Source organism: Undibacterium sp. KW1, from assembly GCF_009937955.1.
Classification (GTDB): Bacteria; Pseudomonadota; Gammaproteobacteria; order Burkholderiales; family Burkholderiaceae_D; genus Undibacterium.
On sequence record NZ_AP018439.1, the window covers coordinates 3362010 to 3379023 of the forward strand.

Genomic DNA, 17014 nt, shown 5'->3' on the forward strand with positions numbered 1-17014 from the left:
ATCCATCACTCCCAATCCAGAGCGCCTTTTTTCCAGATGTACCAAAATCCAACGCCAAACTCGAGCACGAAGCCAAGCATAATCAGAAAACCTGCCCAACCCAGGTCACGCATTGCCACACCCCAAGGGAAGAAGAATGCTGTTTCCAGATCAAACAAAATAAACAGAATCGCGACCAGGTAATAACGCACATCAAACTTCATGCGCGCATCCTCAAATGCCTCAAAACCGCATTCGTAAGCAGAATTTTTTTGTGAGTCTGGTTTGTATGGAGCAAGAACACGCCCCAGAATTTGCGGCACCACGCCAACGGCGATACCAACCAGAATAAAGAGAAGAACTGGGAAATAATTTTCGAGGTTCACGTTAGGCCACCTGTAATTGAATGCCAGATTGAAGCGAGATGTTTCTCAAGATCACACAACAAGAGACATCCACTTCCTCGACTGGGCCAATAAAGAAAACTGACCCTATTTTTTTGGTGCCGACGACGAGACTCGAACTCGTACAGCTTTCGCCACTACCCCCTCAAGATAGCGTGTCTACCAATTTCACCACGTCGGCTTAAGCCCAGCATTCTACTATGTATAGCCTCATTGTTCAACGCGCAATTGCAGCAATTCAAAGTTTTTTGCTGAGCAAAATCAATTTATTTTGGAATCTGACCAGACTGAGCCGCAGAAGAGGCAGGCACAGATGCCGCAGATGCTGCACTTGCAGCAGGAGCCGATGCTGGCGCACTGACCGCAGCGGCATTAGTTGCTGGCTGAGATACGGTAGTAACACCCTCCATCACACCACCGGAAGGCTTGCGTGCGCCAGTACTAAACACCGCCAGACCCAAAGTCGCCGCAAAAAATATCGCAGCAGCTATACCCGTTGCCTTGGACAAGAAATTCGAAGAACCCGTCGCACCAAACAAGCTACCAGAAGCGCCAGAGCCAAAAGAGGCACCCATATCAGCACCTTTACCGTGCTGCAATAAAACCAGACCAATAATTGTCAAAGCAGACAGAATCTGAATAACGATGACCAACGTGTGTAAAGTTTGCATTCAAAACATCCAAGTAAAAATTAAGTACTACAATAAATCAATTAACTGGCAGCGATGATCGCAAGAAAATCTTGCGACTTCAGTGCAGCCCCACCAATCAAACCACCATCAATATCGGGCATTGCCAATAACTCCCTGGCATTTTCCGGCTTCATGCTACCACCATACAAAATCTGTACTTTTTCTGCCGCACCCGCATCACGAACGGCCACTTGCTGACGCAGGAAATGATGCACTTCTTGCGCCATTTCAGGTGTTGCAGTTTTACCCGTACCTATAGCCCAGACGGGTTCATAGGCAATCACCAGGTCATTAAGGCTATTCAGCACATCCAGCACCGCATTCAACTGCGCCGCTACAACCGCATTCGTCTGACCACTTTCGCGCTGCTCCAGGGTTTCGCCCACGCAAACTATAGGCAAGACACCATGCTTCAATAATTGCTGAGCCTTGTGCGCTACCAGCTCATTTGTTTCAGCATGATAAGCACGGCGCTCAGAGTGCCCGACAATTGCATATTTACAAGCACAATCCTGCAACATGGAGGCGGAAATCTCACCTGTGTAAGCGCCATGCGCATGCACAGACACGTCTTGCGCACCCCAACTCACAGCAATACCACTCAATAATTCTGCACATTGTGCAAAATAAGGCGCAGGAACACAAACCAGCACATCACACTGCAAACTGGCAGGCAAACCCGCCTTGACTTCAGACAACAATGAACGGTTAGCAGCAAAACTACCATTCATTTTCCAGTTACCGGCTATTAAGGTGCGTCGCATAGTGAGCCAAAATATAAATAACCGTCTATTGTAGCCTTCGCCGCAGACAGGGTCAAACCAGCAAGACCAGTTTTTACATTCCGAAGTTACTATAAAGACATAATTACATCAAATTTATGACCAACATAGCAATTTTGCAAGCATCAGCACATCCAGACCAGGTTTAATCAAAAACAACAAGCGTCAAGCTAATCCAGCGTCAGCATGATTTTCCCTATATGCAAGCCCTCCTCCATCATTGCATGTGCCTGGGCAGCCTGCTCTAGAGGAAAAACCTGGTGTATTACGGGGACTATTTCTTTTGATACCAGCAGTGGCCAGACATGTTCTTGCAGCTCTGTCGATATTTTTGCCTTGAAGGCAACAGAGCGCGGGCGCAGTGTGGAACCCGTCACCGTCAAACGCCTGCGCAAGAGCTGACCCAGATCAAGCTCCGCCGAATTACCACCAAGCAGGGCAATAATCGCCAGCCTGCCATCATCGGCGAGGCAATTGATTTCTTTTGGCACATAGGAGCCTGCCACCATATCCAGAATGACATCGACCCCCTTACCTGCTGTTAATTCCTTGACGACTTCGACAAAATTTTCAGTCTTGTAATTGATGCCGCGCTCCGCGCCCAGCTTTTCAGTCGCCCTGCACTTTTCATCAGAACCAGCAGTAGCAAAAACCCTGTGCCCCAATGCCCGGGCAATCTGGATTGCTGCGACACCTATACCTGAAGTACCTCCCTGCACCAGAAAACTTTCGCCAGGCGACAGATGCGCGCGCTGGAATACATTACTCCAGACAGTAAAATAGGTTTCTGGCAGCGAGGCCGCCTCTATCATGGACATGCCCGCTAGTGTCTTCAGGCACTGCCCCGCAGGTGCCACGCAATACTCCGCATAACCACCGCCCTGCACCAATGCGCAAACCTGGTCACCCAACTCAAAACCACTGCCTTGCACATCACCACCGACTATTTCGCCGGCCACTTCCAGACCCGGCAAATCTGAAGCACCTGGCGGCACAGGGTAAAAACCAAGGCGCTGCAGGACATCAGGGCGATTCACGCCAGCTGCGGCAACCTTGATCAATAGCTCTCCCTTACCCGGCACTGGCACAGGCCTGCTGCAAATTTGCAAGACTTCAGGCTTGCCATATTGGGTAATTTCAATTGCGCGCATTTCAGTTTTCATCTTCAGCCTTTGTAGGGTTCCAGCGATACAGTGCGCAATTGTAAGCCAATAAAAAAACGCCCGTGCGAGACGGGCGTTTTCAACTCATTTGCAACTTATTTTTAATTCACTCAGCCCAAAGGCTGCGTGAATTTATTACTACTGCTGTTGTTGCTGCTGTTGCTGCTGTTGCTGTTGTTGCGGCTGAGCTTGCGCTTCAGATTCAGAAGCTGCTGCTTTCATCGACAACTTGAAGCGACCACGGTCATCAGTTTCCAGCACTTTTACACGTACTTGCTGACCTTCTTTGAGGTAGTCAGCAACTGCATTCACGCGCTCATTGGCGATTTGGCTGATGTGCAGCAAACCATCTTTACCTGGCATGATTTGCACGATCGCACCGAAGTCCAGCAATTTCAATACTGTACCTTCGTAGATTTTACCAACTTCAACTTCTGCAGTCAGCTCTTCGATACGGCGCTTGGCTTCCTGACCAGCGGCGGCATCAACAGAAGCGATAGTCACGACGCCCTCATCACTGATATCGATTTGGGTGCCAGTTTCTTCTGTCAGAGCACGGATCACTGCACCACCCTTACCGATAACATCACGGATTTTTTCAGGGTTGATCTTGATCGTGATCAGGCGCGGAGCAAAGTCAGACAATTCAGATTTGCCAACAGGTACGGCTTCCTGCATTTTACCCAGGATATGGATACGGCCCTCTTTAGCCTGAGCCAAAGCGACTTGCATGATTTCTTTGGTGATACCCTGGATTTTGATGTCCATTTGCAAGGCAGTAATGCCCTCTGCAGTACCGGCTACTTTAAAGTCCATGTCACCGAGATGATCTTCATCACCCAGGATATCTGTCAGAACGGCAAACTTGTTACCATCCTTGATCAGGCCCATGGCGATACCGGCAACGTGTGCTTTCATCGGCACGCCAGCATCCATCAAGGCCAGGCAGCCGCCACAGACAGAAGCCATGGAAGAAGAGCCATTGGATTCTGTAATTTCAGAAACCAGACGGACGGAGTAGCTGAAATCTTCTGGATCAGGCAAAGCTGCTTGCAATGCACGTTTAGCCAGACGGCCATGGCCGATTTCACGACGTTTAGGCGTGCCAACACGGCCTGTTTCGCCAGTAGCGAACGGAGGCATGTTGTAATGCAGCATGAAGCGGTCAGAGTATTCACCCATCAGCGCATCAATTTTTTGCTCATCACGAGCAGTACCCAGAGTAGCAATCACCAGAGCCTGCGTTTCACCGCGCGTGAACAGGGCTGTACCATGCGTACGTGGCAAAACGCCAGTGCGGATAGTGATAGGGCGCACAGTGCGTGTATCACGGCCATCGATACGTGGCTCGCCTTCCAGGATTTGGGAGCGAACGATTTTCGCTTCCAGATCAAACAGGATATTGCCGACTTCTGCTGAATCAGGAGCAGCTTCGCCTTTGGCAGCAGCTTGCTCAGCCAGTGCCGCAGCAACTGCAGACGTTGCCGCCTTCAATTGCTCGGTACGAGCCTGCTTTTCTTTGGTTTGATATGCAGTGCGCAACAGAGGTTCTGCAACCGCTGTAACAGCAGCGATCAGTGGCTCATTTTTCGCAGCAGGCGCCCACTGAACTTCAGGCTTGCCACCGTCACGGACCAGTTCATGGATCGCATCGATCACAGCTTTCATTTGCGTGTGACCGTAAACAACCGCGCCCAGCATGATTTCTTCAGACAATTGCTGCGCTTCAGACTCAACCATCAACACGGCTTGCTCAGTACCGGCAACAACCAGGTCCAGCTTGGATTGTTTCAGTTGCGTTGCAGTTGGATTCAATACATATTGACCATCGATATAACCAACACGTGCTGCACCAACCGGGCCACTGAATGGGATGCCAGCAACGGAAATCGCTGCAGAAGCACCGATCATGGCTGCGATATCAGGATCGATTTCTGGATTGACAGACAAAACATGCACAATGACCTGAACTTCGTTCAGATAGCCTTCTGGGAACAGAGGGCGAATTGGGCGATCGATCAAACGGGAAGTCAGTGTTTCTTTTTCTGATGGACGACCTTCACGCTTGAAGAAACCGCCAGGAATACGGCCGGCAGCGTAAGTTTTTTCCATGTAATCCACGGTCAGAGGAAAGAAATCCTGACCTGGTTTTGCATCTTTTTTTGCAACTACGGTTGCCAGTACAACAGTATCTTCTATGGATACCATGACCGCGCCGGAAGCCTGGCGGGCGATTTCGCCGGTTTCCAGTGTTACCTGGTGTTGGCCGTATTGGAAGGTTTTGGTAATTTTATTAAACACAATGTGTCCTTTCTATTTTGCCGACAGATTTTCAGGCGCTGTCGTTCACCTCACCACGAGCAATCCGCCTGGATTGCTTTTTGCCTGTTTTTTAATATTTACATCAAAAACCGGGCTAAAACTGGGAAAAACTAAAACTCTAGATGGACAAAAAGCCTGCGACAGTTAACTGACGCAGGCTTTTTGCTACAAATCTTTTGCTAAATTCAGCAAGAATTACTTACGCAAGCCGAGTTTTTCGATCAGTGAGCGATAGCGATTCAGGTCTTTACCTTTCAGGTAAGACAACAGACTCTTACGACGGTTAACCATCATAATCAAACCACGACGTGAGTGGTGATCTTTAGAGTGAGCTTTGAAGTGACCATTCAGATCATTGATACGTGCAGTCAACAGAGCAACTTGCACTTCAGGAGAGCCTGTGTCGTTTTGACCACGGGCATTGTCCGCTACGATAGCGGCTTTTGCGTTTTTTTCGATAGACATGATTTTCCTTAACATGCGATAACAATAGTCGCCGCTTTAAAAAACAGCTATAAAACCATCATTATCGTGACATAACAATTCCGCCGAAATGACGGAACGCGTGACTATAACACCGTTTTTAGCCAGAATCAAATTTGCTTTAAATCTGGGGGTTCAACTTCTCTGTCTTGGATTGCAATTTATTCAATGCCGACAAATAAGCTTTCGCTGAAGCAACAACAATATCAGGATCAGCCCCCACGCCATTGACAATGCGGCCAGCCTTGGACAGGCGCATGGTGACTTCACCCTGCGACTGGGTACCAGTAGTGATCGCATTCACAGAGAACAACAGCAGCTCTGCGCCACTCTGCACCTTGGAATCAATGGCATTGACGATAGCATCGACCGGGCCATTGCCATTACCTTCGCAAGTGACTTCCTTACCATCTGAAGTAAATACAACTTTGGCGTAAGGCAGCTCACCCGTTTCTGAGCGCTGTGACAAAGACACATAATGGAAGGCATCGTTGTTGTGCGCATGCTCTTCATCCGACACCAGGGCAAGAATATCTTCATCGAATATTTCCGACTTGCGGTCGGCGAGTTCCTTGAAGCGGGCAAAGGCAGCATTGACTTCAGTTTCCGACTCCAGCTCTATACCCAATTCTTCCAGGCGCTGCTTGAATGCATTACGACCAGATAATTTACCCAACACCAGTTTATTCGCACTCCAGCCCACGTCTTCGGCACGCATGATCTCGTAAGTATCACGCGCCTTCAGGATACCGTCCTGATGGATGCCAGATGCATGGGCAAAGGCATTCGCGCCTACCACAGCCTTGTTAGGCTGTACGGCAAAACCAGTGATTTGCGACACCAGCTTGGATGCGGGCACGATCTGACTAATGTCGATGCCCAGTTGCAAATCAAAGTAATCTTTGCGGGTACGCACTGCCATGACGATTTCTTCGAGTGCAGTATTGCCTGCACGCTCACCCAGGCCATTGATGGTGCATTCAATCTGGCGTGCGCCACCTATCATGACACCAGCCAGAGAATTGGCCACGGCCATGCCAAGGTCATTGTGGCAATGCACAGACCAGATCGCCTTGTCAGAATTGGGGATGCGTTCACGCAAAGATTTCAGCATATTGCCGTACAGTTCAGGCACGGCATAGCCGACCGTGTCTGCAAAGTTGATCGTGGTCGCACCTTCTTTGATAACCGCTTCCAGCACCCGGCACAAAAAATCCATATCTGAACGACTGCCATCTTCAGGACTGAACTCAACATCATCCGTAAAATTGCGGGCATAGCGCACGGCTTGTATGGCTTGCTCCAGTACCTGATCCGGCGTCATGCGCAACTTCTTTTCCATGTGCAGCGGAGACGTTGCGATGAAGGTATGAATACGCTTGCGTTGCGCCGCCTGCAAGGCTTCTGCTGCGCGGGCGATATCGCGGTCATTGGCGCGCGACAAAGAGCAGATCGTCGAGTCCTTGATGATGGAAGCAATCGCCTTGATGGATTCAAAATCGCCAGGAGATGCTGCCGCAAAACCGGCTTCAATCACATCGACTTTCATTCTCTCCAGTTGCTTGGCAATACGGATTTTTTCATCCTTGGTCATGGATGCACCAGGGGATTGTTCGCCATCACGCAAAGTTGTGTCGAATATGATGAGTTTGTCGGCCATGTTATTGCTCCTGATATGAATTTAAGTCTGAAATGTTGTAGATGAAAAACTGCAAACTGAGAATATTCTTTGACCTGCCCTTGCAAGACGCACATGGGTGGCGAGACTACTCGAATTGTGGGTATAGGGGGATTTAGCGCGTGAACGCTAGTAGAGATGCCAGCAATAGCGATAGCAGACCAGACAGGCCTGCCATAGTGTTTTTTGCTATTGATGTAGATGCGGAGTTCATGCCAAAGACTATAAGCTTAAAGGCAGAAAAGTGCAAGAATTTATAGCAGGAAAATCCTGTTTTTATGAGGCAGAAAAGCAAAAAAGCCGCGATACATTTCCTGTATTGCGACTTTTCTTGAAAAACACCGAATTTAATCTGGCAGCGCGAGTTTTGATACCGGCTTATTTATCGTCATGGTGATGATCATCAACACTGGTCTGCACTATGCTCACTGGCCTGCCCTTGCGCCAGCGCCACAGCAAGACGACATAACCAGACAAACCATACAGAACAAACAAACCAAACAAAACCTTGGGCGGGTCACTGACTACCGCAACATAGGCCAGCACGACGAGGAAAGGCGCGATGAATGGTACAGACTTACGCAGGTTCACGTCCTTGAAACTATAGAAAGGCACATTGGTCACCATCGTCAAACCGGCAAACAAGGTAATGCTCCAGGTACTCCAGCTCAAGTCACGCCCGAGGAAATGCAGATCTTCCATAAGCAATACAAAGCCCGCAACCAAAGCAGCGGCCGCAGGACTGGGCAAGCCCTGGAAATAACGCTTATCGACCACACCAATATTGGTATTGAAGCGAGCCAGGCGCAAAGCAGCACCGGCACAATATACGAAGGCAGCCAGCCAGCCCAGCTTGCCCATGCCCTTCAACGACCATTCATAAGCCACCAGTGCCGGAGCGGCACCAAAGGAAATCATGTCTGACAAACTATCGTATTGCGCCCCAAACTCACTCTGGGTATTCGTCATGCGGGCGACGCGACCGTCCAGACTATCCAGCACCATGGCCGCGAAAATCGCCAGGGCCGACCGGTCAAAACGTTGATCCATTGCCATGACAATCGCATAAAAACCGCAAAACAAGGCTGCAGTTGTAAATGCATTCGGCAAAAGATAGATGCCACGCCTGGGTTTGACTGGCACACGCACATCTTCATCCACATGAGCAGTCACAGGTGCATTCTTGCGCGCACCCTTGGGAAAGAGCTTAAAACTACCTTTTGGCTTTCGCTTTAGTATTGGTGCCATTCTTGCTATCGTAATCTGTAAAATATATCTCTTACCTGGGCAAGGGATGAAAAAGTGTGCGAAGTATAACCCCGATTATTAGCAATGAAAACAAATGCATCTTTCACGTTGCAGGCTCCAATATACATCTTCATTCACATTCAATTAAAAAATAGACGTGCCGTTTGGTAAGGCGATCATGGAAGATCAAAGTAAAAATCGCCCGGATGGGCGATTTTTACTTTGATCTGTCTCTGAAGACATTCACAACTTACTTCAAATTGAATGCAACGATAGTGTTATCCCTACTCTTAATATAAAGAATACCATTCCTGGATAGCGATAGTTCGCCCGCATGAGAATAAGTCCATACAGTTTGGTGTGTGTTCAAATCAACTGCATAGGTATTTTTATCGCCTGAAACAAAAAGAAGATTGTTTGTCACCAACATAGCCTGTGGAGTACTGTATACCTGCAACGTATCATCCAAAGCCGGCTTCCACTGCCATAGCACTTGCCCTGTATTGATATCCAATGCGCTTAAAGTCCCGGGCCAGGTAATGGCAAATACTGTGTTTTTTGAGCAAACAAGTGAACTATTTGTATAACTGGTTGATGAACTACCAGCAAATTTACCTGCGGCAAGATCAAAAATAACAATTGATGAATTGAAGCCCTCTGGCTTTTGAAAACTCAAAAACGCATTCCTGTCAGGGCAATATACAGAAATCGCATTCATATTGACGAATTGATAATCAGAAAAAAGTGTCACGGGTGCGCCATTACCAAATTTATTGAAAATGCTTAACCCAACACGTTCTGCTGCTTGACTATTCTTTTCTTTCTGCACCGTGGTTGAACGATACGCCATTACGGATTGATCATTAAATGTCAGCATGCTGGAATCAAACCGGAACTTGGCCACAGATTTGACTTTGTACGTATCCGGATCAATAACAAACGCTGATCTGAATAAACTGACGCCAAAATCTACAAAGCTTGAATTACCCGAACTATAGGATGCCTGTCCATAAACGCCGCTGACATCAGCAACCAGCTCACCAATGCCATTGACAGAGTATACTTGTCCAATATTGGTCTGCCCCAAAAACTGACCACTGCCCAGATCAAATACTTTTACTTCAGGCTGGGTCGAGGTTTGCGCATAAATCTTGTTTTGGTAGATTGCCGGTGTCGGTGATACAGGTGGAACATAGGTTGGTTTATAAACAGGGCCATTGCTGAGGTTAACCCGCCATTTTTCGCTTCCGTCATGTTCATTTAAAGCGTAAAGAATCTGGTTTTTAGTATCGTCCAGTTGCACAAAATAAAAACCACTATTCTGCGTAACAAGTCTTGACAATGCATTACCATAATCATCACTTGCCTGAATTTTTTTCTCGAAACGATATGAGAATTTATTCGGATCAAGGCTGACAGGCACATTTCCACTATGGCTGGAATTACCCTGAAAGGCCGACCAGTCATACGCACCGGGGAGTGCTGACAACTGCGACAAAACAGCGGCCTTGACTTCAAAACGATACGGCAATTTCCATGGCGAGCCCTGATGCGCTTGCTTGCATATAAGCGGATTATCTTTACACAGGCGTATTTCGATGACACCGGAATAAACACCAGGTGATAGATTAGACGCGACTTCCAGCGTGGCTTGATAGGTATAAGTATCAATAGCATTAACTTTCACATCAGGTTTAATCCCGCCGTTGATGTCAATAATGCCTATGTTGATGATGTCAGGGAAATTCCGGGTCGCACGGGCTTGAACAACGATTTGACGCTTTTCATTTGGCCATATAACCGCGTTCAATGCATTGGGAGCCAGTGCGAGTCCGGGATCATTGGAAACAGCTACTGCAACTCCGCCACCTGTTGTGGTTCCGGTAGTCGTACCTGTTGTAGTTCCAGTAGTCGTACCTGTTGTGGTTCCAGTAGTTGTACCTGTTGTGGTTCCGGTAGTCGTACCTGTTGTGGTTCCGGTAGTCGTACCTGTTGTGGTTCCGGTAGTCGTACCTGTTGTGGTTCCGGTAGTCGTACCTGTCGTGGTTCCGGTAGTGATACTGGACTGCGGATTTGAACCACCCCCACCGCCACAAGCCGCTAAAGACAATCCCACTATCAATACTGCAATAACGACTTTCATTCTCAACCCTTACAATTTGTTTGAACACCCAAAAACCCGCCACTTTACCAGAAGATATGCAATTTTAATAATTACCATACCATCTCTCCGTTACGCGTTATTTACTTGCAAACTGACGAGACTAAAAATTTGCTTAGAATTGATTTTGCGGAAAACACGGCAGTTACAAAATCTCGATAAAGTTAAAGAAAAAAATCGCCCTCACGGGCGATTTTTAGTCTTAGCACTGCGGGCACCTGCGAGTGCACGCTTGATGACGCCCGGCGATCTGAAGAATTAATTCTTCGATTGATCAACCAGTTTGTTTTTAACGATCCAAGTGCACTTGAAGGCGTAAAAAAGTCGTCCAAGCGGACGACTTTTAGCCTTCGAGCTGTGTGCGCCTACGAGCGCACACTGGATGATGTCAGGTAATCTTAAAAATTAGTTTTTGGATTGATCAACCAATTTGTTTTTAGCGATCCAAGCGCACTTGAAGGCGTAAAGAAAATCGCCCCTGCGGGCGATTTTTAGCCTTCGAGCTGTGTGCGCCTACGAGCGCACACTGGATGATGTCAGGTAATCTTAAAAATTAGTTTTTGGATTGATCAACCAATTTGTTTTTAGCGATCCAAGGCATCATGGCACGCAATTTCGCGCCCACTTCTTCGATCTGGTGCTCAGCAGTCAAACGACGGCGGGAGATCAAAGTCGGTGCGCCTGCCTTGTTTTCCAGGATGAAGCTCTTCGCGTATTCACCAGTCTGAATATCTCTCAGGCACTGGCGCATGGCATTCTTGGTGTCTTCTGTAACGACTTTAGGGCCAGTCACATATTCACCGTATTCTGCATTGTTGGAGATCGAGTAGTTCATGTTGGCGATACCGCCTTCATAGATCAGGTCAACGATCAGCTTCAATTCATGCAGACATTCGAAGTAAGCCATTTCTGGTGCATAGCCAGCTTCAACCAGGGTTTCGAAACCGGCCTTGATCAGCTCAACCGCACCGCCGCACAGAACTGCTTGTTCACCGAACAAATCAGTCTCTGTTTCTTCACGGAAGTTGGTTTCGATGATGCCAGCACGGCCACCACCGTTAGCCATCGCATAAGACAAGGCGATGTCACGGGCAGAACCGGATTTGTCCTGATATACAGCGATCAGGTGAGGCACACCACCACCCTGACTGTAAGTACCGCGCACAGTGTGGCCAGGTGCTTTAGGAGCGATCATGATGACGTCCAGATCAGCGCGTGGCACAACTTGACCATAGTGAACATTGAAGCCGTGGGCAAATGCCAGTACTGCGCCTTGTTTGGCGTGAGGCGCAACGTTTTCAGCGTAAACCTGGGCGATGTTTTCATCTGGCAGCAAAATCATGATGACGTCAGCTGCTTTAACTGCGTCATTGACTTCAGCCACGTTCAGGCCAGCATTTTTTGCCTTGTCCCATGAAGCGCCGCCCTTACGCAGGGCGACAGTGACTTTACAGCCGGAATCATTCAAGTTCTGTGCGTGTGCATGACCTTGAGAACCGTAGCCGATGATAGCAACGTTTTTGCCTTTGATCAGGGAGAGATCACAATCTTTGTCGTAGAAAACTTTCATTTTGTATCCTAATAATTAAGTATTTTTGTAGAGGATGGCGTATGCCCGAAACTATTTTTAAACCTTGAGGATGCGTTCGCCGCGCCCTATGCCTGAACCACCGGTACGTACCGTTTCCAGAATTGCCGTGCGGTCGATTGAATCGATGAAAGCATCCAATTTACCTTTATTACCGGTCAATTCTATGGTGTAGGTCTTTTCGGTGACGTCGATGATGCGGCCACGGAAAATATCTGCGGTGCGCTTCATTTCTTCGCGCTCCTTGCCGACCGCTCTTACCTTGATCAGCATCAGTTCGCGTTCTATGTGCGCGCCCTCGGTCAGATCAACCACCTTGACCACCTCAATCAGGCGGTTCAAATGCTTGGTGATCTGTTCGATGATGTCGTCAGAGCCGGAGGTCACGATGGTCATACGCGACAGGGTCGCATCTTCAGTCGGTGCAACGGTCAGGGTTTCAATATTGTAACCACGGGCAGAAAACAGACCTACCACGCGTGACAAGGCACCGGCTTCATTCTCAAGAAGGATGGAAATAATATGTCTCATTACAGATCCTCCGAACCCAGCAACATTTCAGTCAAGCCCTTGCCTGCCTTGACCATAGGCCAGACATTTTCGGTTTGATCAGTAATGAAATTCATGAATACCAGCCTGTCTTTCATGGCAAAGGCTTCACGCACGGCGCCATCGACGTCTGCCGGGTTTTCTATCTTCATGCCGACGTGACCATAGGCTTCCACCAGCTTGGTGAAATCAGGCAAAGAGTCCATATAAGACTCGGAATAACGTGAACCATAATCAATCTGCTGCCACTGCCTGACCATGCCAAGGAAACGGTTGTTCAACAAGATAATTTTTGGTGTCAGGTGATATTGCTTGCAGGTTGCCAGCTCTTGTATACACATCTGTATCGAGGCTTCGCCAGTGATACAGGCAACAGTCGCATCAGGGTTGGCCATCTGCACACCCATGGCATACGGCAAACCTACGCCCATGGTACCCAGACCACCGGAATTGATCCAGCGACGTGGTTTGTCGAAGCGATAGTATTGTGCTGCCCACATCTGATGCTGGCCTACGTCTGAGGTCACAAAGGCATCGCCCTTGGTGACTTCCCAAACTTTTTCAACCACGGACTGTGGCTTGATGACTTCATTCGAAGTCGGGTATTTCAGGCATTCACGACCACGCCATTCATTGACCTGCTTCCACCAGGCGGCCAGTGCCTTGGGATCAGGACGTGTCTCAACCGTACTCAGTTGCGACAGCATTTCCTGCAACACGTCTTTGACATTACCTACGATAGGAATATCAACCTTGACGCGCTTGGAAATCGACGATGGATCAATATCAATATGAATGATCTTGCGTGGATGCGAGGCAAAATGCTTGGGATTGCCAATCACGCGGTCATCAAAACGGGCGCCAATGGCGATCAGCACGTCACAGTGCTGCATGGCCATATTGGCTTCGTAAGTACCATGCATGCCTGGCATACCGACGAATTTTTCATCACTGGCACGATAAGCACCCAGACCCATCAGGGTATTGGTACATGGGAAGCCCAGCAAATCGACCAGCTTGTTCAATTCCGGCGCCGCATGCGCGAGTATCACGCCGCCACCGGTATAAATCATGGGACGCTCAGCCTGCAACAGCAATTGCACAGCCTTGCGAATTTGACCTGCATGCCCTTTGTCGACTGGCTTGTAAGAGCGCATTTCGACTTCTTTAGGGTAGCTATAGGTAGTTTTGTGCATGCTGATATCTTTAGGGATATCAACCAGCACAGGGCCAGGACGACCTGTCGTTGCTATATAGAATGCTTTTTTGACGGTCTCGGCCAGGTCCCTGACGTCTTTCACCAAAAAATTATGCTTGACGCAAGGACGGGTAATGCCAACGGTGTCACATTCCTGGAAAGCATCCTGGCCGATAACGGCACTGGGCACCTGACCTGAAATGATCACCATGGGAATCGAATCCATATAAGCAGTTGCCAGGCCGGTTACCGCATTGGTAACGCCAGGTCCGGAAGTGACCAAGGCCACGCCTACTTTATTGGAGGAACGGGAATAAGCATCAGCAGCATGTACTGCAGCCTGCTCGTGACGCACCAGGATGTGTTGAAACTTGTCCTGATTGAAAATCGCGTCATAGATATAGAGTACGGCACCGCCCGGATATCCGAATACGTGCTCAACACCCTCTTCGGCCAGACACTTGACAAGTATCTCTGCGCCTGTAAATTCTGAACTCATAAATTGTGTCCTTTCAAGGTCCATAGGAGATTGATCGGATGTTCTTTCCTGGCGAAATCGACATGTAAATACCGGAAAGCTGAAATCCCTTTACGTGCGGTCACATTCCCCTTTACACATCCGTTGGATGTGGTGCCAGGCAAGGCTTAGTGCACTCGTTCAATCAGTATTAAGGCTTTACAACGACAGACTTCTCACGCTTGTGGCATGGGTCAGAACAAACAGCTACTTAAAGCAAACTTGTCGACAACGGCATTGTGGGCTGTTACAGACAAGTATTTTGTGCCCCGAGATTTTGGAGCGGACTCACAAGGTACTGCGTCGCAGCAATTTGGTCAAGGAAAATTCTATAAGAAAAGAAACTTATTTACCGTTAAAATGTTATCAAATGACAATAAACCACAAAATTCAGGACATAAGCACGTATTTTTGCTAGCATGTGCGCAATTTTGCATAGCCAGCTTCTTTAGCTCAACGCCATTGATCAAAGCCAACGCGTAACGACAATGAGGAAGCCGCGCCTGCTTTAACAACGTAACTCAACGCAAAGCGAACGTAAAGCGCGTAACTGCCAACAATGGCCACAGACAAAGAATTATCCAGCTTTTTGGAAGGTGTCGAACGACGCGCTTTCAAACATGCTGTCTATACGGTAAGAAATGAAGAGTCTGCTCTGGACATTGTCCAGGAAGCAATGATCAAGCTCGCCGAAAAATACGGCGACAAACCGGCGGCAGAATTGCCCATGCTGTTCCAGCGCATACTGCAAAACACTATCCTGGATTTTTTTCGTCGGGAAAAGGTCAGAAACACCTGGGTCAGCTTGTTTTCCAGCATTACGCCGTCAAATAACCAGGACGACGATAGTTTTGACTTACTGGAAAGTTATGCTGAAGAAGGCTCGGAATCATCCGAGTCCAGTGCCGACAAGATAGAACGTGAGCAAGTTCTTAACATAATTGACGAAGAAATAAAAAAACTTCCAGCACGTCAACGGGAAGCATTCCTCATGCGTTACTGGGAAGACATGGATGTAGCGGAAACCGCCGCTGCAATGGGTTGCTCAGAAGGTAGCGTCAAAACACACTGCTCCAGGGCAACACACGCATTGGCCGTCACGCTCAAGGCGAAAGGAATACACCTATGAATTACTCAAAAGAAGCAAAAGACCTTGAGTTTGCCTACAAGGTAAGACGGGCTCTGAATGAGTCTGCAGAAAGCCTGCCTGCTCCTACTCTGGACAGGTTGGCGCAAGCACGCAAGGCGGCTTTGGCACGCAAAAAGCAGGAAGCGCCTGCGGCAGTACAGGTATTCAAGGGCGTATTCGCTGGCAACTCTGGCTTTTCTTTCCAGGGACCAGGTTCCTGGATGGGCAAACTGGGCCTGGCTCTGCCTTTGCTGGTGCTGGTTGTCGGCTTGCTGGGCATTTATGAATACGAGCAACAGCAAAACATTAATGAACTGGCAGATATTGATACTGCCGTCCTGGTGGATGAATTACCGCCAGCCGCCTATGTTGATACCGGGTTCAGTGCTTATTTGAACAAAACGGAGGAGTAGTAGTGACGTTTGCGTTAATACCGAATACTGTTTGTCTCATTATTCTGTCTCTTGCAATACCGCTGGCTTTTGCTGGCGGTATTTCTGTTCCTGCGTCCAATCCACAAAGCACAGCTAAAGCCAGCACTGGCCTGCTGGGTGGCAGCACTTTGAGCAAACCGCTGTGGACAGAACTCAGTGCCGCACAGAAACAGGCTTTGGCACCATTGAGTCCGGAATGGGACAAGATGTCAGAACTCGGTAAGAAAAAATGGCTGGGTATCGCCGATCGTTACGCAACGATGAAGCCGGACGAGCAAGCCAGGCTGCAAGAGCGCATGCGCGACTGGGTCAAACTGACCCCTGAGCAACGCATGGCTGCCCGCGAAAACTATGCAAAATCAACGCAACTCAAGCCTGAGCACAAGTCGGCCCAATGGCAACAATATCAACAGCTGAGTGAAGAAGAAAAAAAACGCCTCGCAGATGAAAACCAGAAAAAGAAAAGTGTGACCAATCTGCCATCGGAATCTGTCAAGAATCCGAAAATTCTGGCCCCAATCAAGGTAGGCCCGACGCCGTCCACCACATCAGCGCCAGCAGTTAAAGTAATTACACCGCCTGCAACAGTGATTGCAGCTCCAGTCGCTTCATCTGTCATTGCCACACCGGCATCTACCGCTACCGATAGCACTGCTGCCAGCGCACCTGCGTCCCAAAACAAGTAAT

Annotated in this window: 16 protein-coding genes and 1 tRNA gene; 4 read left to right on the top strand and 13 right to left on the bottom strand. The window is 48.5% G+C overall.

Going from position 1 to position 17014, the window contains the following annotated elements:
• Window positions 1–5 precede the first annotated feature (5 nt).
• The 13 genes from UNDKW_RS15135 to UNDKW_RS15200 all read right to left on the bottom strand — a co-directional run bounded on the left by UNDKW_RS15135 (window position 6) and on the right by UNDKW_RS15200 (window position 14746).
• Window positions 6–365 (bottom strand): NADH-quinone oxidoreductase subunit A, encoded by a 360-nt coding sequence (locus UNDKW_RS15135; protein WP_162059352.1) that lies wholly within the window; start codon window positions 363–365, stop codon window positions 6–8.
• Window positions 366–479: 114 nt separating this feature from the next.
• A tRNA-Leu gene (locus UNDKW_RS15140) sits at window positions 480–564 on the bottom strand.
• Window positions 565–649: 85 nt separating this feature from the next.
• Window positions 650–1054, bottom strand: coding sequence for a preprotein translocase subunit SecG (gene secG, locus UNDKW_RS15145; RefSeq protein ID WP_162059353.1), 405 nt, complete (start codon window positions 1052–1054; stop codon window positions 650–652).
• A 41-nt stretch (window positions 1055–1095) separates the two neighbouring features.
• A complete protein-coding gene (tpiA, locus tag UNDKW_RS15150; protein WP_162059354.1) occupies window positions 1096–1839 on the bottom strand; it encodes a triose-phosphate isomerase in 744 nt (247 codons plus the stop codon).
• 188 nt (window positions 1840–2027) lie between these two features.
• On the bottom strand, window positions 2028–3008 hold the full coding sequence (locus UNDKW_RS15155) for an NAD(P)H-quinone oxidoreductase (protein WP_162061952.1): 981 nt from the start codon (window positions 3006–3008) through the stop codon (window positions 2028–2030).
• A 150-nt stretch (window positions 3009–3158) separates the two neighbouring features.
• Entirely contained in the window at window positions 3159–5321 is a 2163-nt protein-coding gene (pnp, locus tag UNDKW_RS15160) for a polyribonucleotide nucleotidyltransferase (RefSeq protein WP_162059355.1), read from the bottom strand.
• Between the two features lie 216 nt (window positions 5322–5537).
• A complete protein-coding gene (rpsO, locus tag UNDKW_RS15165) occupies window positions 5538–5807 on the bottom strand; it encodes a 30S ribosomal protein S15 (protein WP_110253976.1) in 270 nt (89 codons plus the stop codon).
• Window positions 5808–5946: 139 nt separating this feature from the next.
• Window positions 5947–7485, bottom strand: coding sequence for a 2-isopropylmalate synthase (locus UNDKW_RS15170; protein ID WP_162059356.1), 1539 nt, complete (start codon window positions 7483–7485; stop codon window positions 5947–5949).
• Window positions 7486–7881: 396 nt separating this feature from the next.
• On the bottom strand, window positions 7882–8751 hold the full coding sequence (gene pssA, locus UNDKW_RS15175) for a CDP-diacylglycerol--serine O-phosphatidyltransferase (RefSeq protein ID WP_162059357.1): 870 nt from the start codon (window positions 8749–8751) through the stop codon (window positions 7882–7884).
• Between the two features lie 250 nt (window positions 8752–9001).
• A complete protein-coding gene (locus tag UNDKW_RS15180) occupies window positions 9002–10894 on the bottom strand; it encodes a PQQ-binding-like beta-propeller repeat protein (protein WP_232062984.1) in 1893 nt (630 codons plus the stop codon).
• Between the two features lie 571 nt (window positions 10895–11465).
• On the bottom strand, window positions 11466–12482 hold the full coding sequence (gene ilvC, locus UNDKW_RS15190) for a ketol-acid reductoisomerase (RefSeq protein WP_162059360.1): 1017 nt from the start codon (window positions 12480–12482) through the stop codon (window positions 11466–11468).
• A 57-nt stretch (window positions 12483–12539) separates the two neighbouring features.
• Window positions 12540–13031, bottom strand: coding sequence for an acetolactate synthase small subunit (gene ilvN, locus UNDKW_RS15195; RefSeq protein WP_162059361.1), 492 nt, complete (start codon window positions 13029–13031; stop codon window positions 12540–12542).
• A complete protein-coding gene (locus UNDKW_RS15200; protein ID WP_162041824.1) occupies window positions 13031–14746 on the bottom strand; it encodes an acetolactate synthase 3 catalytic subunit in 1716 nt (571 codons plus the stop codon). The genes ilvN and UNDKW_RS15200 overlap by 1 nt, the downstream gene beginning before the upstream one ends.
• A 207-nt stretch (window positions 14747–14953) precedes the next feature.
• Here UNDKW_RS15200 and UNDKW_RS30480 point away from each other — a divergent pair, with 207 nt between their 5' ends.
• From UNDKW_RS30480 to UNDKW_RS15215, 4 genes are all read left to right on the top strand, one after another.
• A complete protein-coding gene (locus tag UNDKW_RS30480; protein ID WP_232062985.1) occupies window positions 14954–15247 on the top strand; it encodes a hypothetical protein in 294 nt (97 codons plus the stop codon).
• A 76-nt stretch (window positions 15248–15323) separates the two neighbouring features.
• Window positions 15324–15893, top strand: coding sequence for an RNA polymerase sigma factor (locus UNDKW_RS15205; protein WP_162059362.1), 570 nt, complete (start codon window positions 15324–15326; stop codon window positions 15891–15893).
• Window positions 15890–16306: a DUF3619 family protein gene (locus UNDKW_RS15210; RefSeq protein ID WP_162059363.1), complete on the top strand. Its 417-nt coding sequence runs from the start codon at window positions 15890–15892 to the stop codon at window positions 16304–16306. The genes UNDKW_RS15205 and UNDKW_RS15210 overlap by 4 nt, the downstream gene beginning before the upstream one ends.
• Before the next feature lie 2 nt (window positions 16307–16308).
• Window positions 16309–17013, top strand: a complete 705-nt coding sequence (locus UNDKW_RS15215) for a DUF3106 domain-containing protein (protein WP_162059364.1) — start codon at window positions 16309–16311, stop codon at window positions 17011–17013.
• The last annotated feature ends 1 nt before the right edge of the window (window position 17014 follow it).

What these genes read in the sequence shown, in the direction of transcription:
- ilvC (WP_162059360.1), bottom strand. Translation starts at nt 12,482, where the DNA reads ATGAAAGTTTTCTACGACAAAGATTGTGATCTCTCCCTGATCAAAGGC.
- rpsO (WP_110253976.1), bottom strand. Translation starts at nt 5,807, where the DNA reads ATGTCTATCGAAAAAAACGCAAAAGCCGCTATCGTAGCGGACAATGCC.
- tpiA (WP_162059354.1), bottom strand. Translation starts at nt 1,839, where the DNA reads ATGCGACGCACCTTAATAGCCGGTAACTGGAAAATGAATGGTAGTTTT.
- ilvN (WP_162059361.1), bottom strand. Translation starts at nt 13,031, where the DNA reads ATGAGACATATTATTTCCATCCTTCTTGAGAATGAAGCCGGTGCCTTG.
- UNDKW_RS15180 (WP_232062984.1), bottom strand. Translation starts at nt 10,894, where the DNA reads ATGAAAGTCGTTATTGCAGTATTGATAGTGGGATTGTCTTTAGCGGCT.
- UNDKW_RS15155 (WP_162061952.1), bottom strand. Translation starts at nt 3,008, where the DNA reads ATGCGCGCAATTGAAATTACCCAATATGGCAAGCCTGAAGTCTTGCAA.
- UNDKW_RS15170 (WP_162059356.1), bottom strand. Translation starts at nt 7,485, where the DNA reads ATGGCCGACAAACTCATCATATTCGACACAACTTTGCGTGATGGCGAA.
- UNDKW_RS15200 (WP_162041824.1), bottom strand. Translation starts at nt 14,746, where the DNA reads ATGAGTTCAGAATTTACAGGCGCAGAGATACTTGTCAAGTGTCTGGCC.
- UNDKW_RS15205 (WP_162059362.1), top strand. Translation starts at nt 15,324, where the DNA reads ATGGCCACAGACAAAGAATTATCCAGCTTTTTGGAAGGTGTCGAACGA.
- secG (WP_162059353.1), bottom strand. Translation starts at nt 1,054, where the DNA reads ATGCAAACTTTACACACGTTGGTCATCGTTATTCAGATTCTGTCTGCT.
- UNDKW_RS15210 (WP_162059363.1), top strand. Translation starts at nt 15,890, where the DNA reads ATGAATTACTCAAAAGAAGCAAAAGACCTTGAGTTTGCCTACAAGGTA.
- pssA (WP_162059357.1), bottom strand. Translation starts at nt 8,751, where the DNA reads ATGGCACCAATACTAAAGCGAAAGCCAAAAGGTAGTTTTAAGCTCTTT.
- UNDKW_RS30480 (WP_232062985.1), top strand. Translation starts at nt 14,954, where the DNA reads ATGGGTCAGAACAAACAGCTACTTAAAGCAAACTTGTCGACAACGGCA.